We start from the raw sequence: 19,929 nt of genomic DNA, 5'->3' as shown, positions 1-19,929 counted from the left end.
GTCGCCGGTCATCGGTCGGCGGTTGCTGGCTGCGGGTCGGTTCGCCGGTCGGCGGCTGCGGTTGGCACCTCCGACACGACGAAGGGCCGGCCCCCGTGATGGGGGCCGGCCCTGTCGGTTTCTGCTGTGGTGCTGTTTGGGGTCAGTTGGTGGAGTAGCCGCGGGTGGCGATCCAGTCGGCGAGGTGGTCGACGGTGACCCAGTAGGAGGCGGTGTTGGGGTCGGCGGAGTCGGCGATCTTCACTTCGGTGCCGCCGTCGCGGTAGCCCACGACGCTGATGTAGTGGCCGCCTTCGAAGGAGTGGGTGTTGCCGTCGGTGTCGGTGGTGGTGCCGGCGATGTTGGCGACCACGGCGCGTCCGTCGTCGACGGTGCGCACAACGTCAGTCTTGAGCTGGTCGGTCTGCTTGTCGTTGGCGTTGGGGTTGGAGATCTCCACCGAGTGGTAGGCGTTGCTGCCGGTCTCCTTGTTCAGGACGGGGGTGATGTCGTTGATGGAGTTGGTGCCGGCTTCGGTGGTGCCCATTTCCTTGGCCATGGCGTCGACGTTGATGTCCTTGCCCTGGACGGAGAGGGCGTTGCGGGTGGCGGCGGGGCCGCAGTAGTAGAAGTTGGGCTGGGCTTCGTAGCGGACGTTGAGTTCACGCTCGCCGCCGGTGTTCTTGCGGTCCTGGACCTGGCTGGCGGGCTTGGCTTCGGCGGCGTGGGCGGCGATGGCGGGGCCGGCGATGCCGCCGCCGGCGGCGGCGATTCCGGCTGCGGTGAGGACGGTCTTGCGGATCAGATCGGTACGCATGATGTGTGTGCCTCTCTGTTCGGGGGTGCGCGGCAGCCCGCAAGGGGGGGCGGGTGCCGGGAGAGATTCGGGGGGTGGAGTCCGGCGGCGGCGTGGCCTGCCTGGTGGCTCCGGGGGGTGTGCAACGACCGGGGCGGCCGGGTGATTCCCGGGGCCGGGTCGGTGACGGCCGCGCCTGTGGGGCTGGCGGCGTCGGGAGTGTTCAACGACCGGCGGGGGGCGGTGATTCCGCGACCCGGTCGGTCGGTGACGGCCGCGCTTGTGGGGCTGGCGGCGTCGGGGGTGCAACGACCGGCGGGGGCCGGGTGATTCCCGGGGCCGGTCGGTCGGAGACGGTCACGGCCGGGGGCTCGTGGCGTCCGGGGTGTTCAACGACCGGGGCGGCCCGGTGATTCCCGGACCCGGTCGGTGACGGCGGCAGCTCGGGGCTGGCGGCGTCGAGGTTGTGCAACGACCGGGGTTGGTCGCTTGTTCCCGATCCCTGGCGGGTGTGGCCGGGGGTGCGGGGGCCGGCGGCTCGGGGCCGCGCGGCGTGCCATGTTCAACGACCCGGGCCGGTCGACGATTCCGCCTCAAGGGTGGCCCCGCCCACGGGACCCGAACCCCCAAACCCGGACACCCCACCCACCCAAACCGGACATACCGCACCTGTGGCGCGGTTGGCGCGGAGGGCGCCCGCAGATCTTGGACGATTAGTGCCCCCATAGGGGCCGCAACTCACCAAGATCTACCGTGCCTCGCCCGGCTCGACCTGTGGCGGCGGTCGATCATGCAGTTGTGGTGCCTCGCAAAAGGTGCAAATGCGGGTTTGTCAGGCACCACAACTGCATGATCGCCGGAAGTGGGGGCGGGTGAGGTCCGGGTTGGGCGGGTTGGGCGGGATGGGTGGGTCAGGTTTCGGCTGGCGGAATCGACCCGCCTGCGGGGACCGGTGGGGTGATCGGGGCTGCCGGGGCGGTTGGTTGGGTGGGGATCGTGGCGCCGGGGGCCGCGTCGGGGCCGATGGACGGTACGGGAGCAGGGGCGCCGGGTGCGGTGGGCCAGCTATCCCCGGTGGGCGCGGGAGCAGAGGCGCCGGGTGCGGTGGGCCGGGTATCCCCGGTGGGCGCCGTCGGATCTGCGGGCTTCGCCGGGGTCGTCTGCTCCGTGGGCTTCGCCGGGGTCGTCTGCTCCGTGGGCGCGGTGGGCGCCGCTGGCCAGGGCACCTCGGGTGCGGCGTGGAAGGTGATGCCCGCGGTCGCCCAACGGGGCGCTTGACCGGCCAGCCGCTCCCGGAACCCGACCCAGTCGTGCGTCGACCGGGATGACCAGCCGAGCTCGGCCACGGCGGGCAGCCGGGGGAAGAGCATGAACTCGATCTCGGGCAGCGACGTGACCGACTCGGTCCAGAGGGGCGCCTCCACGCCCAGGATCGCCTCGGCCGGTACGCCCGTGAGGTGACTGCCCGGGTCCCAGTCGTACGCCTGGCGCACGTCGATGAGACCGGCCCAGTCGTGCCCGATCGGGGTGTCCGGGGCGTACTTCATGTCCAGGTAGATGAGGTTCGCGGGGGAGAGGATGACCTGGGCGCCGCGGCGGACGGCCTCGGCGGTCGTGGGGTCGTCGGACGTGGTTCCCCACCACTGGAGCACCCGGCCCTCGGCGTGCGCGGCCGGGGCGATCTGGTGCCAGCCGACGACCGTCTTGCCGGTGGCCGCCACGAGGCGCTGCACCCGCTCCACGAAGCCGGTGTACGCCTCGCCCTTCACCTTGAACGCCTCGTCGCCGCCGATGTGCAGCCACGGCCCCGGAGTGTGGGCGGCCACCTCGCCGAGGACGTCCGCGATGAACTCGTACGTCCGCTCGCTGGCCGGGTCGACGTAGCTGAAGCCGACCTCGGTGCCGGTGTACGGCGTCGGCGGCTCGACGCCCTCCGGCGCCAACTCCGGGTACGCCACGAGGGCGGCGTTGGTGTGCCCGGGCAGGTCGATCTCGGGTACGACGGTGACGTGCCGGTCGGCGGCGTAGCGGACGATCCGCTGGTAGTCGGCGGTGCTGTACGACCCGCCCGGCCCGTCGCCCACCTCGCCCACCCCGCCGACGGTGGTGAGCCGCGGCCACGCGTCGACCGCGATCCGCCAGCCCTGGTCGTCGGTGAGGTGCAGGTGCAGGTGGTTGAGCTTGTAGCGGACCAGGTGGTCGATCACCCGCAGCACGTCGGCGACGGGGAAGAAGTGCCGGGCCACGTCGAGCATCGCGCCCCGGTAGGCGAAGCGGGGACGGTCGACGATCGACCCGCCGGGAAGGATCCAGGGCCCGGCGACCGGGGTGGCGTTCTCGACGGCCGCGGGCAGTAGTTGGCGCAGCGTCTGAACGCCGTAGAGCAGGCCGGCGGGCCCGGGCGCGGCGATCCGCACCGTCTCGCGGTCGACGTCCAGCCGGTAGCCCTCCGGGCCGAGCGTGTCGTCGTCCGTCAGGATCAGGGCGATGCCGCCGGCCCTTCCGACGTCGGTGAGGTCGGTGACGGGCAGCGGGTAGCCGGTGGCCGGGCGCAGCAGCGCGGTCAGCTGGTCGGCGACGGCCCGCGCCGCGGGGTCGGCGCTGACCCGGATCACCGTGTCGGGGGCGAGCCGGTGGTCGGCACCGGGGTCGGGCTGCACCCACTCGGGCGCCGGCACCACGTCGCCGAGCCGGGCCGGGGGCGTGTCGCCGAGCCGGCTCGGGGTCACATCGACGAGGTCGGCGGCCGGCGGGGCGAGCAGTTCGGTTGCGGCCCGGTCGGCGGCCCGCGCCAGGTCGGCGACGTCGGCGTCCCGCAGCGGCACCCCGTCGACACCGGTGCCGGCCGGCTCGCGCGGCGGTACCTCGTCGGCGGCCGGCTCGCGCGGCGGCACCTCATCCACGGCCGGCTCGCGCGGCGGCACCCCGTCGGCGTCGGCGACGGTCGGCGGGGTCCGGTCCCGGTCGGCGGGGGAGGAGAGGGTGGACACGACAGCGGCTCCGGGGTGTATTTGCGTTGGTTATGGCAAAGGTGAAGTTCACCGAAACGCGTGCCTCAAGGGTACGACGGGCGGCGGTACTGCGTGTTCGTGCGCGTGGAAGCGTTCCCAAAAACCGGTACGAACGCGGATAGTCGTGATAGCTGTGCCTATTGTCACCGAACGGTCCCAGGTCACCCGATGTTCGCTTAACCTTCGCCCACCGACCGCTGAGCACCGCCGGATTAACGGTGGTTGCTCGCGGGGTATGTCCGAACTGAACCTTCGTTAAGTGTCAATGGCGCGCGTGGGAGGTCTGGTGGCAGTGCGAGAGACGGTGGATCAGAAGTACGTATACGACTTCGCCGAGGGCAACAAGGACCTGAAGGACCTGCTCGGCGGCAAGGGCGCGAACCTGGCCGAGATGACCAACCTCGGTCTGCCGGTGCCGCCCGGTTTCACCATCACCACCGAGGCCTGCAAGGCGTACCTGGCGACCGGCGAGGAGCCGGCCGGACTCGCCGACCAGATCGCCGCGCACCTGGAGTCGCTGGAGCGGGAGATGGGCCGTCCGCTCGGTGACCCGGACGATCCGCTGCTGGTCTCCGTCCGCTCCGGCGCCAAGTTCTCCATGCCCGGCATGATGGAGACCGTCCTGAACGTCGGTCTCAACGACCGCAGCGTGGAAGGACTCGCACGACAGGCCCGCGGCAGCGCCGACCCGGCGGCCTCCGGCGGCGCCGACCGGTTCGCTTGGGACTCCTACCGCCGGCTCATCCAGATGTTCGGCAAGACCGTGTGCGAGGTGCCGGGCGAGGAGTTCGAGCACGCGCTCGACGAGGCCAAGCGCGCCAAGGGTACGACCAGCGACCTCGACCTCGACGCCGATGACCTGCGCGGGCTGGTCGACGCGTACAAGAAGATCTTCTCGAAGCACACCGGCCGGGAGTTCCCGCAGGAGCCGCGCGAGCAGCTCGACCTGGCCATCCGCGCCGTGTTCGAGTCGTGGAACGCCGAGCGCGCGGTGGTCTACCGCCGGCAGGAGCGGATCCCGGCCGACCTGGGCACCGCGGTGAACGTGGTGGCGATGGTCTTCGGCAACCTCGGCCCGGACTCCGGCACCGGCGTCGCCTTCACCCGGGACCCGGCGAGCGGGGCGCAGGGCATCTACGGCGACTATCTGGCCAACGCCCAGGGCGAGGACGTGGTCGCCGGCATCCGCAACACCGTCCCGTTGCAGGAGCTGGAGCGGATCGACAAGACGTCCTACGACGAGCTGCTCAGCTACATGGCCCGGCTGGAGGAGCACTACCGGGACCTGTGCGACATCGAGTTCACCATCGAGCGCGGCAAGCTGTGGATGCTCCAGACCCGGGTCGGCAAGCGGACGGCGGCGGCCGCCTTCGTCATCGCCGGCCAGTTGGTCGACGAGGGCCTGATCGACCTGGACGAGGCGCTGCACCGGGTCAACGGGGCGCAGCTCGCCCAGCTGATGTTCCCCCGGTTCCGCCTCGACCACGAGTTCGAGCCGGTGGCCAAGGGCATCGGGGCGTCGCCGGGCGCCGCGTCCGGGAAGGTGGTCTTCAGCTCGGACCGCGCCGTCGAGCTGGCCGCCGAGGGGGAGTCGGTGATCCTGGTCCGTCGGGAGACCAACCCCGACGACCTGAACGGCATGATCGCCGCCAAGGGCATCCTCACGTCCCGGGGCGGCAAGACCAGCCACGCTGCCGTGGTGGCGCGGGGGATGGGCAAGACCTGCGTCTCCGGGGCGGACGAGCTGGACGTGAACGTCCCGCAGCGGAGGTTCACCGTGGCCGGGCGGACCGTCGACGAGGGTGACGTCGTCTCCATCGACGGCACGACCGGCAAGGTCTACCTCGGCGAGGTGCCGGTCATGCCCTCCGAGGTGGTGCAGTACTTCGAGGGCACCCTCGACGCGGAGAACACCGACGACCCGCTGGTCCGGGCCGTACACCGGATCATGACGCACGCCGACCAGCGGCGGCGACTGGCGGTTCGGACGAACGCCGACACCGCCGAGGACGCGGCCCGGGCGCGGCGCTTCGGTGCCGGCGGCATCGGGCTGTGCCGCACCGAGCACATGTTCCTCGGTGACCGCCGGGAGCTGGTCGAACGTCTGATCCTGGCGCGGACCGGTGAGGATCGGGACGCGGCGCTCGCCGCGCTGCTGCCGTTGCAGCGGACCGACTTCGTGGAGATCTTCCGGGCGATGGACGGCCTCCCGGTGACCGTCCGGCTGATCGACCCGCCGCTGCACGAGTTCCTCCCCCCGTTGGAGCAGCTCGCGGTCGACGTGGCGGTCGCGCAGGAGCGTGGCGAGGACGTGGCCAAGGAGGAGGCGCTGCTCGCCGCGGTGCGCCGTATGCACGAGCAGAACCCGATGCTGGGCCTGCGTGGCGTACGCCTGGGGCTGGTCGTCCCCGGCCTGTTCGCGATGCAGGTCCGGGCGATCGCGGAGGCCGCCGTCGCGGTGGTCCGGGACGGCGGGTCGGCCTGCCCGGAGATCATGGTGCCGCTGGTCGGGGCCGTGCAGGAGCTGGAGACCGTACGCACCGAGGCCGAGAAGATCATCGCCGAGGTGGTCGGCGACAGCGGCGTCGAGGTGCTGATCGGCACGATGATCGAGGTGCCGCGGGCGGCGTTGACCGCCGGCCAGATCGCCGAGGCGGCCGAGTTCTTCTCCTTCGGCACCAACGACCTCACGCAGATGGGCTGGGGCTTCTCCCGTGACGACGTGGAGGGCGCGTTCTTCTGGCGCTACCTGGAGTTGGGCATCTTCGGCATCTCGCCGTTCGAGTCGATCGACCGCGAGGGCGTCGGCCGGCTGGTCCGGATCGCCGCAGAGGAGGGCCGCGCGGCCCGACCCGGGCTGAAGCTCGGCGTCTGCGGCGAGCACGGCGGTGACCCGGAGTCGGTGCACTTCTTCCACTCCGTCGGTCTGGACTACGTGTCCTGCTCGCCGTTCCGGGTGCCGGTGGCGCGGCTGGAGGCCGGCCGCGCGGCGGTGGAGACGGCCGGCTCGGACAGCCGCTGACCGGGGCGAGGCGCGCGGCGGGAACCGGCCCGCCGCGCCCCCGCCGCGCCCGAATCCCGCCGCGCCGCTTCGGCCCGGGCCCGCCCGCCGGCACGGCCGCGTCGACCAGGAGCCCGGCTCGCCCGGCGCGCCGAGACGGCGGTCCGGGCGTAACCTTGGCTGGCTCGTACCCCGTCGATGCGGAAGGGTGGACTGCATGAGCAGCGTCTGGGAGAGCCTGACCGTCGACGCCCGCGACCCGGCCCGGTTGGCGCGCTGGTGGGCCGAGGCCCTCGGCTACCAGGTGGTCAACGAGCGGCCCGACGAGGTGGAGATCCGCCCGTCGGCGGAGCGGCTCCCCGGCATCGTGTTCGTGCCGGTCACCGAGCCCAAGGAGGGCAAGAACCGGCTGCACCTCGACCTGCGCCCGACCGACCAGGAGGCCGAGGTCGAGCGGCTGGTCGACATGGGCGCCCGGCACGTCGACATCGGCCAGGGTGACGTGGAGTGGACGGTGCTCGCCGACCCGGAGGGCAACGAGTTCTGCGTGCTCCGGCAGCGGAAGTAGGTCGACCGGTTGAGCGGTCAGCCGCCCGGCGGCGCGCCGGACGACGAACGGCGGGTCGCGGAGCCGCCGAAGGACAGCGGTCACGGCCGTTCCCCGTACGAACGGGACCGCGCTCGCGTGCTGCACTCGGCGGGGTTCCGTCGGCTGGCCGCGAAGACGCAGGTGCACACGGCCGGCACCGACGACTTCCTGCGGACGCGGCTCACCCACTCGCTGGAGGTCGCCCAGATCGCCCGGGAGATGGGGGCGCGACTGGGCTGTGACCCGGACGTGGTGGACGTCGCCGGCCTGGCGCACGACCTCGGGCACCCGCCGTTCGGGCACAACGGCGAGGCCGCCCTGGACCTGCTGGCCAGCCCGTGCGGCGGCTTCGAGGGCAACGCGCAGACGCTGCGGGTGCTCACCCGCCTGGAGGCGAAGGTGGTGGCGTCGGACGGGTCGTCCGCCGGGCTGAACCTCACCCGCGCCTCGCTGGACGCCGTGGCGAAGTATCCCTGGCCGCGCCGCGTGGGGGAGCGCAAGTTCGGGGTGTACGCGGACGACGCCGACGTGTTCGGCTGGATCCGGGCGGGCGCGCCGCCCGGTGACCGGCGCTGCCTGGAGGCGCAGGTCATGGACTGGGCCGACGATGTGGCGTACTCGGTGCACGACGTCGAGGACGGCATCCACGGCGGGTACGTCACGCTCCGGCCGTTGCTCGTCGACGCCGACGAGCGGGCGGCCCTCTGCGCCGACGTGGCGGCCGCCTACTCCGGCGAGTCCCCGGCCGACCTCGGTGAGGTGCTGGTCGAGTTGCTGGCCGACCCGGTGCTCGCCCCGCTGGCCGGCTACGACGGCAGCCACCGCGCGCAGGCGGCGCTGAAGGCCACCACCAGCGTGCTGACCGGTCGGTTCGTCTCCGCCGCGGTGGCCGCCACCCAGGAGCGGTTCGGTCCCGGCCCGTTGCGCCGCTACGCCGCGGACCTGGTGGTGCCCCGGCGGGTGCGGGCGCGCTGCGCCCTGCTGAAGGGGATCGCGCTGCGGTACGTGATGCGCCGCGCGGGTGCGGGGGAGCGCTACGACCGGCAGCGGCAGATCCTCGCCGAGCTGGTCGCGGCCCTGGTCACGGGGGCGCCGGACGGGCTGGACCCGGTCTTCGCCCCGCTGTGGCGGGCGGCGCCGGACGACGCCGCACGGCTGCGCGTGGTGATCGACCAGGTCGCCTCGCTGACCGACCCGGCGGCGGTGACCTGGCACACCCGGCTGGTCCGCCGTGGCGCACCGCCCGCGAGCAGGGCAGCTGGTTAGGGTAGCCTAACCAATATGACGGAGCGTCGTACGACCGTGACGTCGGTTCGGGTCCTGCGGACCGAGCGGCCCACCCCGCACCTGATCCGGCTGATCCTCGGTGGCGAGGAGTTGGCCGGCCTGCCGGTGGGCGAGTTCACCGACCACTACATCAAGCTGGTCTTTCCGCAGCCCGGCGTCGACTACGCGATGCCGCTCGACCTGGCCGCGATCCGTCGGGACCTGCCGCGCGACCAGTGGCCCCGGCTGCGCGCGTACACCGTGCGGGCGTGGGACGCGGCCACGGGCGAGTTGACGGTCGACGTGGTCCACCACGGCGACGAGGGCCTGGCCGGCCCGTGGGCGGCGCGCCTGCGTCCCGGTGACCCGGTGCACTTCGTCGGCCCCGGCGGCGCGTACGCCCCGAGCCCCGAGGCCGACTGGCACCTGCTGGTCGGCGACGAGAGCGCGCTGCCGGCCATCGCCGCCGCGCTGGAGCGGCTGCCGTTCGGCGCGCCCGCCCGGGTGCTGGTCGAGACCAGCGGCCCGGCGGAGGAGCAGCGGCTGCGCAGCCCGGGTGTGGTCGAGCTGACCTGGCTGCACCGCGGGGACCGCCCGGTCGGCGAGGCGCTGGTCGCCGCGGTGCGCGCGATGGACTTTCCCGCCGGTGCCGTGCACGCCTTCGTGCACGGCGAGGCGACGTTCGTGAAGGAGCTGCGCCGGCTGCTGCGCGTCGAGCGCGGCCTCCCCCGGGACATGCTCTCCATCTCCGGCTACTGGCGGGTGGGTGTGGACGACGAGGGCTGGCGGGCCAGCAAGCCCGAGTGGACCCGGCAGGCGGAGGCCGAGGAGTCCGTCGCGGCCTGACCTCCGGCCCCGAGCCGCTGGGTGACGACGAAAGGGACGTCCGGTTCAGTCGGTGGCGGTGAGCTCGCCCGGCGCCTGCCTCGACCGTTCGCTGCCGAGCAGGACGGTGAACAGCGCCGCGTACCCGGCGATCACCGTGCTGAGCAGCACGAGCAGCAGGAAGGGCGAGGAGACGGCCAGGGCGAGCGCCCAGACCGCGGCGGCGGCGAACCCGAAGAGCAGCGTGGCGGGGAGCGAGACCCGGATCGACAGCCAGTACAGGCCCAGCCCGGAGACGATCCAGAGGGTGGACGAGCCGCCGAGCAGCAGGCGTACCTCGTGGCTCAGCGGGATCTCCCCGTGGATCGCCCGCACCGTCTGCCCGAGCGTCCACCCGAGCAGCAGCAGGCCGGCACCGAGCGAGTAGTGCAGGTAGGCGTAGGGCTGGCCGCCACGCAGCCGGTGGATCGGGATGCCACTGGTGACGAAGGTGGCGTAGATCCACCAGATCGCCGCCGGCACGATGGCGGCCAACGCCGCGGTGAGGGCCATCTTCTGGTCCGGGTGGTCCGGCACCGTGGCCAGCAGGTTGGCCACCGTGCTGCCGAGCACGATGATGATGAACTGGCCGACCCGCTCCGGCAGGTGCCGGACGTCCACCGGCCATCGGCTCAGCCAGCGGTAGCCGATCCAGGGCGTGGCGAGCTCGATCGCCGTCCCGGTGATCCAGAACGCCGGCCGCAGGTGTCCGGGGACGGCCAGCGAGGCCAGCCAGATCAGCCAGCCGAACCCGAAGCCGATCAGGTAGACGGCGGTGCCCGCCCGGGCCACCCTGGTCTGGGGGCGGCCCCGGATGTAGAGCAGGAGCAGCACGCCGCGGACGATCAGGTAGCCGACCGGCAGCATCTCGCCGTCGGGCACCTCGTCCACCCCGAGGGTGATCGCTCCCGCGCCGAGCAGCGCGAACAGCAGCAGCAACCGGTGCGGCAGGTCGTCCGCCTCGTACCGGGTGGCGTAGTAGGCGTGCCCCACCCAGGCCCACTGCACCAGCAGGAAGAGCCCGAGGACGGCGACCACGCCGCCCGGCCGGGGGGTGGGATCGTCGCCGAGCCGGTCGACCACGGCCGCCAGGGCGAACACGAAGATCACGTCGAAGAAGAGCTCGAACCAGGTGGCGTGCCGGTGGCCGGACTCGTCGACGACGGTGGCCGCCGGTCGCACCGCGATCAGCCGACCGGCCAGCCGGGTCCAGCGGGCCCCGTCGCCCCGTCGCCACCGCATGCACCCATGCTCGCCGAGCGGGTCGGGTGTCCGGGACGAAACGGGACAAGGCGCGCGCGGTCCGCGCCACACCGCGCGCCCCCGCCCGTACGTCGTCGGTCCGGCAGGGCAGGATGTACGCCGAGGGGGTGCATCCATGGCTGGCCGGATCCGGGACGAGGACATCGCGCTGGTCCGCGAACGCACCTCGATCGCGGAGGTCATCTCCGACACGGTGACCCTGAAGCCGGCGGGAGCCGGCAACCTCAAGGGCCTCTGCCCGTTCCACGACGAGAAGAGCCCGTCGTTCAACGTCTCGCCCGGCCGCAACGTCTGGTACTGCTTCGGCTGCGGGGCCGGCGGCGACGCGATCAAGTTCCTCATGGACGCCGACCACCTCAGCTTCGTCGAGGCGGTCGAGCGGCTCGCCGCCCGCGCCGGCATCCAACTGCGCTACATCGAGGCGGACAACGCCGCCCCCCGCGCCCGACCCCAGCAGGGGCAGCGGCAGCGGCTCGTCGCCGCGCACGCCGCCGCCGTCGACTTCTACCGCGCCCAGCTCACCACCGCCGGCGCCCGCCCGGCGCGGGAGTTCCTGGCCGCCCGCGGCTTCGACCGGGCCGCCGCCGAGCGCTACGGCTGCGGCTTCGCCCCGGACGCGTGGGACCTGCTCACCAAGCACCTCCGCCAGCAGGGCTTCACCGCCGACGAGCTGACGACGGCCGGGCTGTCCCGCCCGTCGCGCTCCGGGTCTCTGATCGACCGGTTCCGGCGGCGGCTCATGTGGCCGATCCGGGACATCACCGGTGACGTGATCGGCTTCGGTGCCCGGAAGCTGTTCGACGACGACGACGGCCCGAAGTACCTGAACACCCCCGAGACGCCGATCTACAAGAAGTCGCACGTCCTCTACGGCATCGACCAGGCCAAGCGCGAGATCGCCAAGCAGGGCAAGGTGGTCGTGGTCGAGGGCTACACCGACGTGATGGCCTGCCACCTGGCCGACGTGCCGACGGCGGTGGCCACCTGCGGCACGGCCTTCGGCGCCGACCACATCGCCGTGCTGCGCCGGGTGCTCCTCGACAGCGACGAGCGGGCTGGCGAGATCATCTTCACCTTCGACGGTGACGCCGCCGGGCAGAAGGCCGCGCTGCGCGCCTTCGAGGACGACCAGCGCTTCGTCGGGCGTACCTTCATCGCGGTCAGCCCCGACAACATGGACCCGTGTGAGCTGCGGCTGGCCAAGGGTGACCTGGCCGTCCGCGACCTGGTCGCGCGCCGCGAGCCGCTGGTCGACTTCGCGCTGCGGCACGTGATCAGCCGCTACGACCTCGACACCGTCGACGGCCGGGTGGAGGCGATGCGCCGAGCCGCGCCGCTGGTCGCCAAGCTGAAGGACCGGGAGAAGCGTCCGGAGTACGTCCGCAAGCTCGCCGGTGACCTCGGCATGGAGATCGAGCCCGTGCAGCGGGCGGTGCTGGCCGCGGCGTCGGCCCCCGCCGGCCGGGAGGCCGCCGCGCCGGCACCCCGACCGGCCAACCCCGAGCCGAGCGTGGACAGCCCGCAGTCGATGGTCGAACGGGAGGCGCTGAAGCTCGCCCTCCAGCAGCCCGTGCTGGCCGGGCCGATGTTCGACGCGGTGGAGGCGAACGAATACCGGCACCCCGTGCACGTGGCGGTCCGTGAGGCCGTCGCGGCGGCCGGCGGGGCGTCCACGGCCGCCGGCGGCGCCGTCTGGATCGAGTCGGTGCGGGACGCCGCGCCGGACCTCGCCGCTCAGGCGCTCGTCGCCGAGCTGGCCGTCGAGCCGCTGCGGATCGACGGCGAGCCGGATCCGCGGTACGTGTCGGTGACCATGGCCCGGCTCCAGTGGGGCTCGGTGACCGGCCGGATCCGGGACCTGAAGTCCCGCATTCAGCGGATCAACCCGGTAAGCAACAAGGACGAATACTTCGCGCTCTTCGGCGAGCTGCTCTCCCTCGAACAGCACGCCCGGGCGCTGCGGGAACAGGCTGCGGGAGGGCTCTGAGATGGGACTGTTCCACCGCCGGCCCAAGCTGCCGCCGGCCGACCGGCCGCCGCTGGCGCCCGACGAGCGGGTGCTGGCCTGGGCCGCCGCCGGCAACGGTGAGGGCGACGGCGTGCTGGTGGCCAGCAACCTCGGGCTCTGGCTGCCCGGCCGGGGCCACCGGCTCGGCTGGCACGACCTGATCAAGGCGGTCTGGTCCGGTCGCGAGCTGACCGTCACCCCCGCCGAACAGCTCACCGACCGGGGCGACTACCTGGTGGTCGCCGACGCACCCGCGGAGACCTACCTGCTGCTCGACCCGGGCGACCTGCCGCACCAGGTGCGGGCCCGGGTCACCCGCTCGGTGGCGTACACCCAGCACCACCCGGTGCCCGGCGGCAGTGGCCGGGTCGCGGCCCGCCGCGTGCCCGGCGTGGACGGTCTCACCTGGACCGTCCGCTACGACCCGGACACGCCGGTCGACGACGCGGAGGTGGTCGCCGAGACCGACCGGTTGGTCGCCGCGGCTCGGGCCGCCACCGCCCCCGCCGACGTCTGAGCCGGCGGGAGCGGATCGGCGTCGCGGGTCAGCGGGCGCCCAGGTCCTGCAACGCTTTGTCCGCGCCGCGGTGCAGCGCCACCGGGTCGGTCCGGCGGGCGTTCTCCAGACACACGTCGATGGGTTGCCGGCGGGGGCGCCGCGAGCGGTGTGGGCGGCCGTAATTCAGGTGGGCTTGTCGGACCCGGTGGCTAGGGTCTGACAGGTGACCACGGCTCAACCCCTCATCCAGGCACGAGGGCTGGTGAAGCGGTTCGGCGACTTCACCGCCGTCGGCGGCATCGACGTCGAGGTGCGGCCCGGCGAGGCGTTCGGCTTCCTCGGGCCGAACGGCGCCGGCAAGTCCTCCACCATGCGGATGGTCGGCTGTGTCTCGCCCCCCAGCGGCGGCGAGCTGCGCATCCTCGGCATGGACCCGGTGGCCGACGGGCCGGCGATCCGCGCCCGGCTCGGGGTCTGCCCCCAGCTCGACAACCTCGATCCCGAGCTGACCGTGCGGGAGAATCTGACGACCTACGCGCGCTACTTCGGCATCCCGCGCCGGGTCGCGCGGGAGCGGGCGGCGGAGCTGCTCGACTTCGTGCAGCTGACCGAGCGGGCCGACAGCAAGGTCGAGCCGCTCTCGGGTGGCATGAAGCGGCGGCTCACGATCGCCCGCGCGTTGGTCAACGAGCCCGACATCGTGCTGCTCGACGAGCCGACCACGGGGCTCGACCCGCAGGCCCGGCATCTGGTGTGGGAGCGGCTGTTCCGGCTCAAGCAGCAGGGTGTGACGCTGGTGCTCACCACGCACTACATGGACGAGGCCGAGCAGCTCTGCGACCGGCTCGTGGTGATGGACGGGGGCCGCATCGTCGCCGAGGGCTCACCGCGGGCGCTGATCGAGCGGCACTCGACCCGCGAGGTGGTGGAGCTGCGCTTCGCCGCCGAGTCGCAGGAGGCGTTCGCCGGCAAGCTCGACGGCCTGGGGGAGCGCGTCGAGGTGCTGCCCGACCGCGTCCTGCTCTACGTCGCCGACGGTGACGCGGCGCTGGCCGAGGTGCAGGCGCTGGGCCTCGTCCCGGCCAACGTGCTGGTCCGGCGCAGCAGCCTGGAGGACGTGTTCCTCCACCTCACCGGCCGCACCCTGGTCGACTGAGCCGCCGCGCTCGCCGCGCCCGCCGCGGCTCAGCGGCCTCTGGCCCAGGTGAGGAAGCGGTCGGTCAGGCGGTCGTGGCCGACCAGGTCACCGGTCGCGTCCTCCAACAGCGTGGCCAGGTAGACCAGCAGACCGGTGCGGTCGCCCCGATACTCGCCGAGCAGGGCCAGCCGGGCCGCCGAGCAGGGCCACGCGGCGCCGCACACCCGGCACCGCCAGGACGGCCGCGCCGCGACGTGCGGGCGGTAGCGGGGCATCACCGCTCCCCGCCGGTCGGCCGGCACCGCCGGAAGCTGCGTCTCATGAGGACCCTCCGTCGAGGTGGGAGGGGGCGCCACCGGACCTCGCCGTCCGGTGGCGCCCCGGCCTGGTTCCGCCCGCCGTCCGATCCCGTGAGCGGTTCCGCTGCGTGACAGTCTGGTGAGCGGCCGACTACGGTGGGAGGTTCCGCACGCCGACGACCAGCGCGTACGACAGCCCGGCCCCGGCGGTACGAGGATGTACGGAGGGTGTCCGTGGAGAGCTCGTCCATGCTGGACCACTTCGCCGAGGAGCTGCGGCTGGCCCGGGTGACCAGCGGCCTGTCGCAGAGCGCGTTGGCCGAGGCGCTGAGCTACTCCGGCGCGCTGGTCGCCAAGGTGGAGACCTCGGAGCGGCGGCCGAGTCTCGACTTCGCCCGCCGCTGCGACGTGGTGTTCGGGGCGGACGGGCGGTTCGAGCGCATCCAGCGTCGGATCAGCCGGGAGACGGTGGTGCCGTGGTTCCGTGACTGGGCCGGCATCGAGCAGGAGGCCACCGCGCTGCGCTGGTTCGAGCCGCTCTACCTGCCGGGCCTGGTGCAGACCGAGGGCTACGCGCGGGCGGTCCTGGCCGGTGCCGGCCTGTTCGGGGCGGACGAGATCGAGCAGCAGGTGGCCGCGCGGCTGGATCGGCAGGGCGTGCTGACCCGGGACCGCCCGCCGCTGCTCAGCGTGGTCGTCGACGAGCACACGCTGCGGCGGCGCGTCGGCGGGCCGGAGGTGATGCGCGAGCAGTTGCGACACCTGGTGAAGGTCGCGACCGCGCTGCCCCGGGTCCGGATCCAGGTCGTGCCGCTGTCGGCCGGTGCGTACGCTGGGCTCGATGGTCCCTTCGTGATCGCCACCGCGCCCGCCGGGGAGGACGTCGTCTACCTGGACGGCCAGCGCCACGGGCAGGTCATCGACCGGTCCGACTACGTGCGGCAGATGGTCGAGGTGTGGGAGTCGATCCGCGGTGAGGCACTATCGCAGCAGCAGTCCCTCGACCTGATCGCGGAAGTGGCGGAGACATGGACCTGACCGGCGCCCGGTGGCGCAAGAGCACCCGCAGCAACGGCAGCGGCGGCGCCTGCGTGGAGGTCGCGGGCAACCTCCCCGGCGTGGTGGCCGTCCGCGACTCCAAGGACCCGGCCGGTCCGGTGCTGGCCTTCACGCCCGACGCCTGGCGGGCGTTCGTGGCACGCGGCATCCGGCGGTAGCGCGTCCCGCCCTCCGTCGGCGCGCGCCCCCGGCGGTCGGCCGCGCTGTCGGTGTCGGTGTCGGTGTCGGCGGAGCGTGGGGCGGCCGCCGGCGGCTCGGCGCACCGTCGGCTCGGTGCGACCGCGCCGTCCCGGCCCGCCGCCGGCTCGGTGTGACCGCGCCGTCCCGGCCCGCCGGGGCGGGTCACTGGGCGAGCAGCAGCCCCAGGCCGGTGAGCAGGGCCATGCCGGAGAGCGCGGCGAGCGTGACGGCACGCCGACGGGCGGTGGGTCCGTCGACGAGGCGCAGGGCGAGAGCGAGCGGGCCGATGGGAAGCACGGGCGTCTCCTTCCGGGTGGTGACGGTCATCAGGGCGGCGGCGACGGCGGTGCCCGCCGCGATCCGCAGGGGTGACAGCTCCAGCTCGGCGGCACCGCGAACGTCGGCGCGCCACTGTTCGAGGTGGCGGGCGCGCTGCTCGGGGTCGGGCAGCAGCGCCGCCGCGCAGCGGACGAGGGCCAGGGCGACGGTGAGCCGGTTCATGCCGCGGCCCGCCCGCGCCGTGGGCGGTGCCGGGCGGTCCGGCGGTTCATCCGGCCGCCCGGGGTCGGGCGGACCGCAGGGCGGTGCGGCGGCTCGCCGCCCGGGCGCAGACCCGCCGCGCCTCGGCGGCGCCGTCCGCGGTGAGCCGGTACATCCGTCGCCGGGGTCCGCGTCGCTCGGTCTCCGCCTCCCAGGAGGAGGTGACCCAGCCGTGCCGCTCCAGGCGGTCGAGCAGGGGATAGACGCTGCCGGACGGCCGCCCGGTCAGCTTGATGATCTCCAGACCCCAGCGCGGCTCGGCACTGTCGAGCAGCACCCGCAGCACGTCGACGGTGGCGGCGCCGATCCGTCCGAGCGGTTCCATGACGCTCAGCCTACCTATGTAGATTAATAGTGTCATCGGGTCACCCGAAACTGCCGCGACACGTACGCCGACCGGTCGTATGGTGGCTCCGGCCTGTCGTACCCCCGGGGTAGGAAGACGTGGCGGAGCGACGGCGACCCGGGGGTGATCGCGTGAGTGTGGCACGACAGGCGGCAGAGCGGGCGCGCCCGTCGCTGCCCCGGGTGCCGGCGCTGGCGGTGCTGCACTACTACCTGGTCGGCTACCGGCGCACCTGGCGGGCCGGCGTCTTCTCCTCCTTCCTGTTGCCGGTGCTGACCGTGCTCGGCTTCGGCGTCGGGGTCGGGGCCTACATCGACCAGGGCGTCGACGGGGTGAGCTATCTCGACTGGCTGGTGCCGGGGCTGGTCGCCTCGACCGCCCTCCAGGTCGCGATCGGTGACTCGACCTGGCCGGTGTTCAGCAACTTCCAGTGGATCAAGACCTACTTCGCGCAGGGCGCCGCGCCGCTGCGGGTCGGTGACATCCTGGCCGGTCACCTGCTCTACGTGCTGTTCCGGGTGCTCACCACCATCACGGCGTTCCTGCTGGTCACCGGGGTGTTCGGTGCGCTGCGCACGCCGTGGGCGGTGGCGGCCCTGCCGGTGGTGGCGCTGCTCGGCCTGGCCGTGGCCGCGCCGACCTTCGCCTACAGCGCCTCGGTCGACAGCGACAGTTGGCTGGCGATGCTGTTCCGCTTCGCGGTCATCCCGATGACGCTCTTCGCCGGCGTGTTCTTCCCGGTCGAGAGCCTGCCGGAGGCGCTGCGCTGGCTGGCCTACGCGACGCCGCTGTGGCACGCGGTCGACCTCTGCCGGGCGGCCACGCTCGGCGTCGCTCCGCAGTGGTCGGTCGCCGGCCATCTCGGCTATCTCGTGGTCTGGGCGCTCGGCGGGTGGCTGCTCGCCCACCGGGTCTTCCGTCGTCGGCTCGTGGTCTAGGAGGGTCTCGTGGTCAGCCTGGTGCTGCCCCGGCTGGTCGACGTCTCGGCCGCGTCCCGGCGGTCGGCCTCGGTGGCCGAGCGCAACGTCGCGGCCCTGAAGTCGGTCTACTGGCTGCTGCTCGTGTCCGGCTTCGTCGAGCCGCTGCTCTACCTGCTCTCGATCGGTGTGGGCGTCGGGGCGCTGGTCGGCGACCTCACGCTGCCCGGCGGCCAGGTGGTGACCTACGCGGCGTTCGTCGCGCCGGCGATGCTCGCCTCGTCGGCGATGACGGGTGCGCTCGCGGAGACCACCTTCAACTTCTTCGGCAAGATGAAGTACATGAAGCTGTACGACGGGGTGATCGCCACCCCCGTACGGCCGTTCGAGATCGCCCTCGGCGAGCTGGGCTGGGCGATGCTGCGCGGCGGCGCCTACTCGGCCGCCTTCCTCGTGGTGATGGCCGCGACCGGCCTGACCAGCGCGGCGCGGGCGGCCACCGCGTTCCCGGCCGCCGTGCTGGTGGGCTTCACCTTCGGTGCGCTCGGCATGGCGCTGTCGACCTTCATGCGCAGCTGGCAGGATTTCGACCTCATGGGCTCCGCCCAGTTCACGCTCTTCCTCTTCTCCGGGACGTTCGTGCCCGCGGAGGTCTATCCGGCCGTGCTGCGCTGGCTGGTCGAGGTCACCCCGCTCTACCGGTCGGTGCACCTGATCCGGGGGCTGTCGCTCGGCGTCGACGGGTGGGGCTGGCTGCTCGACGTGCTCTACCTGGTCGTCGTGATGACGTTGGGGCTGCTGGTCGCGTCGCGCCGGATGGGGCGGTTGCTCTACAAGTAGCTGGTTATCCGCCGCCGTCGTCGGGGCATGTGCAGGGGGCGAGACCACCGACGACGAGGGAGGGCGGGATGACCGCTGACGAGTCTTCCGCCCGCAGTGGGCGTGACCGGGACGACAGCGCGGGACCGGGCGCGGGGGCGACCGGAAACGCGTCCGCAGGCGCGAGCGCCGGCCGGGACCCGTCGCCGGTCAGGCCGGATGAGGGGCCGGAGAGCCCGGCCAAGCTGCCCGGCACGGGGTGGAAGGCGGCCCTGCGCCGCACGGTGCGGGAGTTCCAGGAGGACAACCTGACCGACTGGGCGGCCGCGCTGACCTACTACGGGGTGCTGTCCATCTTCCCTGGCCTGTTGGTGCTGATCTCGATCCTCGGCCTGCTCGGCGCGGACGCCACCGAGAACGTCCGGGACACGGTGAGCCAGGCGATCCCGGAGGGCAACATCCAGCGCATCCTGGAGCAGGCGATCGACCAGGCGAAGCAGTCCGGTGGGCTGGCCAGCCTCGCCGCGGTGCTCGGTCTGCTCGCCGCCTTCTGGTCCGCCTCCGGCTACATCGCGGCCTTCATGCGCGCCTCCAACGCCATCTACGACGTCCCGGAGGGGCGGCCGATCTGGAAGACGCTGCCGACCCGGGTCGGCGTGACCGCCGTGGTCGGGGTGTTGCTGCTGGTCAGCGCGGTGATCGTGGTCTTCACCGGTCGCCTTGCCGAGGCGGCCGGCAACGCGATCGGCCTCGGCTCGACCGGGGTGACGGTCTGGAACATCGCGAAGTGGCCGGTGCTGCTGGTGCTGGTCAGCCTGATGTTCGCCATCCTCTACTGGGCGTCGCCCAACGCCCGGCACGGCGGCTTCCGCTGGGTCAGCCCGGGCGGGGTGCTGGCCGTGGTGATCTGGCTGGTGGTCTCCGGCCTGTTCGCGTTCTACGTGACGAACTTCGGCTCGTACAACAAGACGTACGGGACGCTCGCCGGCGTGATCATCTTCCTGATCTGGCTCTGGCTGACCAACATCGCGATCCTGCTCGGCGCCGAGTTCGACGCCGAGTTGGAGCGCGGCCGGGCCATCGCGGCGGGGCACGACGCAGACGAGGAGCCGTACGTGGAGCTGCGCGACGACCGCAAGCTCCGCAAGAACCGGCAGAAGCGCGGTCGCGCCGGCTGACCCCGCGTCGGGTCGTACCGACCGCGATCACCTGTTCACCGAGAGAGTGGCCTCCCGCCCGGGACGGCCACTCTTTCCTTGATCCACTATTAGCTTTTGCTCGTTCGGACAAAAGTTGGAGACGGAATGGCTGAAGCTCTGGACACGCGGCTCGGAAGGCTCCTACTGTGTCGGGCA

At 72.8% G+C, this 19,929-nt stretch carries 17 protein-coding genes and 1 pseudogene; 12 read left to right on the top strand and 6 right to left on the bottom strand.

Annotated elements, in window-relative coordinates; genetic code table 11:
• Positions 1-142: 142 nt before the first annotated feature.
• Together ACIBTV_RS22725 and ACIBTV_RS22720 are read right to left on the bottom strand one after the other, a co-directional pair.
• Positions 143-796 (bottom strand): C39 family peptidase, encoded by a 654-nt coding sequence (locus tag ACIBTV_RS22725; RefSeq protein WP_396707809.1) that lies wholly within the window; start codon positions 794-796, stop codon positions 143-145.
• Positions 797-1,893: 1,097 nt separating this feature from the next.
• Positions 1,894-3,699: pseudogene (locus ACIBTV_RS22720) on the bottom strand (beta-N-acetylhexosaminidase); the annotation flags it as partial.
• A 373-nt stretch (positions 3,700-4,072) separates the two neighbouring features.
• On the opposite strand from ACIBTV_RS22720, the gene ppdK reads away from it, so the two are divergent.
• The 4 genes from ppdK to ACIBTV_RS22700 all read left to right on the top strand — a co-directional run bounded on the left by ppdK (position 4,073) and on the right by ACIBTV_RS22700 (position 9,488).
• On the top strand, positions 4,073-6,808 hold the full coding sequence (gene ppdK / locus ACIBTV_RS22715; protein ID WP_396707807.1) for a pyruvate, phosphate dikinase: 2,736 nt from the start codon (positions 4,073-4,075) through the stop codon (positions 6,806-6,808).
• Positions 6,809-7,004: 196 nt separating this feature from the next.
• A complete protein-coding gene (locus ACIBTV_RS22710) occupies positions 7,005-7,355 on the top strand; it encodes a VOC family protein (RefSeq protein WP_396707805.1) in 351 nt (116 codons plus the stop codon).
• A 9-nt stretch (positions 7,356-7,364) separates the two neighbouring features.
• Entirely contained in the window at positions 7,365-8,642 is a 1,278-nt protein-coding gene (locus ACIBTV_RS22705) for a deoxyguanosinetriphosphate triphosphohydrolase (protein ID WP_396707804.1), read from the top strand.
• A gap of 15 nt (positions 8,643-8,657) precedes the next feature.
• Positions 8,658-9,488, top strand: a complete 831-nt coding sequence (locus tag ACIBTV_RS22700; RefSeq protein ID WP_396707802.1) for a siderophore-interacting protein — start codon at positions 8,658-8,660, stop codon at positions 9,486-9,488.
• A gap of 45 nt (positions 9,489-9,533) precedes the next feature.
• Here ACIBTV_RS22700 and ACIBTV_RS22695 read toward each other — a convergent pair whose 3' ends face one another.
• Positions 9,534-10,748: a low temperature requirement protein A gene (locus ACIBTV_RS22695; RefSeq protein WP_396707800.1), complete on the bottom strand. Its 1,215-nt coding sequence runs from the start codon at positions 10,746-10,748 to the stop codon at positions 9,534-9,536.
• Between the two features lie 136 nt (positions 10,749-10,884).
• Here ACIBTV_RS22695 and dnaG point away from each other — a divergent pair, with 136 nt between their 5' ends.
• The 3 genes from dnaG (at position 10,885) to ACIBTV_RS22680 (ending at position 14,432) form a co-directional block, all read left to right on the top strand.
• Positions 10,885-12,756 carry a DNA primase gene (gene dnaG / locus ACIBTV_RS22690; protein ID WP_396707798.1) on the top strand — a complete coding sequence of 624 codons (1,872 nt, stop codon included), beginning with the start codon at positions 10,885-10,887 and terminating at the stop codon, positions 12,754-12,756.
• A gap of 1 nt (position 12,757) precedes the next feature.
• On the top strand, positions 12,758-13,294 hold the full coding sequence (locus ACIBTV_RS22685; protein ID WP_396707796.1) for a hypothetical protein: 537 nt from the start codon (positions 12,758-12,760) through the stop codon (positions 13,292-13,294).
• Positions 13,295-13,499: 205 nt separating this feature from the next.
• Positions 13,500-14,432 (top strand): ABC transporter ATP-binding protein, encoded by a 933-nt coding sequence (locus tag ACIBTV_RS22680; protein WP_396707795.1) that lies wholly within the window; start codon positions 13,500-13,502, stop codon positions 14,430-14,432.
• A gap of 29 nt (positions 14,433-14,461) precedes the next feature.
• Here the strand turns inward: ACIBTV_RS22680 and ACIBTV_RS22675 are convergent, their stop codons facing one another.
• Positions 14,462-14,689, bottom strand: coding sequence for a flavin reductase (locus ACIBTV_RS22675; RefSeq protein ID WP_396707793.1), 228 nt, complete (start codon positions 14,687-14,689; stop codon positions 14,462-14,464).
• 258 nt (positions 14,690-14,947) lie between these two features.
• Between ACIBTV_RS22675 and ACIBTV_RS22670 the strand changes: the two genes are divergently transcribed.
• Together ACIBTV_RS22670 and ACIBTV_RS22665 are read left to right on the top strand one after the other, a co-directional pair.
• Positions 14,948-15,751, top strand: coding sequence for a Scr1 family TA system antitoxin-like transcriptional regulator (locus ACIBTV_RS22670; RefSeq protein WP_396707792.1), 804 nt, complete (start codon positions 14,948-14,950; stop codon positions 15,749-15,751).
• Positions 15,742-15,930 carry a DUF397 domain-containing protein gene (locus tag ACIBTV_RS22665; RefSeq protein WP_396707790.1) on the top strand — a complete coding sequence of 63 codons (189 nt, stop codon included), beginning with the start codon at positions 15,742-15,744 and terminating at the stop codon, positions 15,928-15,930. Before ACIBTV_RS22670 ends, ACIBTV_RS22665 begins: the two co-directional genes overlap by 10 nt.
• Before the next feature lie 184 nt (positions 15,931-16,114).
• Here ACIBTV_RS22665 and ACIBTV_RS22660 read toward each other — a convergent pair whose 3' ends face one another.
• Positions 16,115-16,453: a hypothetical protein gene (locus ACIBTV_RS22660; RefSeq protein ID WP_396707789.1), complete on the bottom strand. Its 339-nt coding sequence runs from the start codon at positions 16,451-16,453 to the stop codon at positions 16,115-16,117.
• A gap of 46 nt (positions 16,454-16,499) precedes the next feature.
• Positions 16,500-16,817 carry a PadR family transcriptional regulator gene (locus ACIBTV_RS22655; RefSeq protein ID WP_396707787.1) on the bottom strand — a complete coding sequence of 106 codons (318 nt, stop codon included), beginning with the start codon at positions 16,815-16,817 and terminating at the stop codon, positions 16,500-16,502.
• Positions 16,818-16,975: 158 nt separating this feature from the next.
• Here ACIBTV_RS22655 and ACIBTV_RS22650 point away from each other — a divergent pair, with 158 nt between their 5' ends.
• The 3 genes from ACIBTV_RS22650 (at position 16,976) to ACIBTV_RS22640 (ending at position 19,752) form a co-directional block, all read left to right on the top strand.
• Positions 16,976-17,776 carry an ABC transporter permease gene (locus tag ACIBTV_RS22650; RefSeq protein ID WP_396707969.1) on the top strand — a complete coding sequence of 267 codons (801 nt, stop codon included), beginning with the start codon at positions 16,976-16,978 and terminating at the stop codon, positions 17,774-17,776.
• A 9-nt stretch (positions 17,777-17,785) separates the two neighbouring features.
• Positions 17,786-18,595, top strand: a complete 810-nt coding sequence (locus tag ACIBTV_RS22645; RefSeq protein ID WP_396707785.1) for an ABC transporter permease — start codon at positions 17,786-17,788, stop codon at positions 18,593-18,595.
• A 68-nt stretch (positions 18,596-18,663) separates the two neighbouring features.
• Entirely contained in the window at positions 18,664-19,752 is a 1,089-nt protein-coding gene (locus ACIBTV_RS22640) for a YihY/virulence factor BrkB family protein (protein WP_396707784.1), read from the top strand.
• The last annotated feature ends 177 nt before the right edge of the window (positions 19,753-19,929 follow it).

Source organism: Micromonospora sp. NPDC049366, from assembly GCF_044466625.1.
GTDB lineage: Bacteria > Actinomycetota > Actinomycetes > Mycobacteriales > Micromonosporaceae > Micromonospora.
This window is presented reverse-complemented; position numbering and strand designations above follow the sequence as displayed.

Bases quoted from the DNA above. Each gene is read 5' to 3' on its own strand.
- ACIBTV_RS22725 (WP_396707809.1), bottom strand. From the start codon at position 796: ATGCGTACCGATCTGATCCGCAAGACCGTCCTCACCGCAGCCGGAATC.
- ACIBTV_RS22710 (WP_396707805.1), top strand. From the start codon at position 7,005: ATGAGCAGCGTCTGGGAGAGCCTGACCGTCGACGCCCGCGACCCGGCC.
- ACIBTV_RS22700 (WP_396707802.1), top strand. From the start codon at position 8,658: ATGACGGAGCGTCGTACGACCGTGACGTCGGTTCGGGTCCTGCGGACC.
- ACIBTV_RS22695 (WP_396707800.1), bottom strand. From the start codon at position 10,748: ATGCGGTGGCGACGGGGCGACGGGGCCCGCTGGACCCGGCTGGCCGGT.
- dnaG (WP_396707798.1), top strand. From the start codon at position 10,885: ATGGCTGGCCGGATCCGGGACGAGGACATCGCGCTGGTCCGCGAACGC.
- ACIBTV_RS22685 (WP_396707796.1), top strand. From the start codon at position 12,758: ATGGGACTGTTCCACCGCCGGCCCAAGCTGCCGCCGGCCGACCGGCCG.
- ACIBTV_RS22675 (WP_396707793.1), bottom strand. From the start codon at position 14,689: ATGCCCCGCTACCGCCCGCACGTCGCGGCGCGGCCGTCCTGGCGGTGC.
- ACIBTV_RS22665 (WP_396707790.1), top strand. From the start codon at position 15,742: ATGGACCTGACCGGCGCCCGGTGGCGCAAGAGCACCCGCAGCAACGGC.
- ACIBTV_RS22660 (WP_396707789.1), bottom strand. From the start codon at position 16,453: ATGAACCGGCTCACCGTCGCCCTGGCCCTCGTCCGCTGCGCGGCGGCG.
- ACIBTV_RS22655 (WP_396707787.1), bottom strand. From the start codon at position 16,817: ATGGAACCGCTCGGACGGATCGGCGCCGCCACCGTCGACGTGCTGCGG.
- ACIBTV_RS22640 (WP_396707784.1), top strand. From the start codon at position 18,664: ATGACCGCTGACGAGTCTTCCGCCCGCAGTGGGCGTGACCGGGACGAC.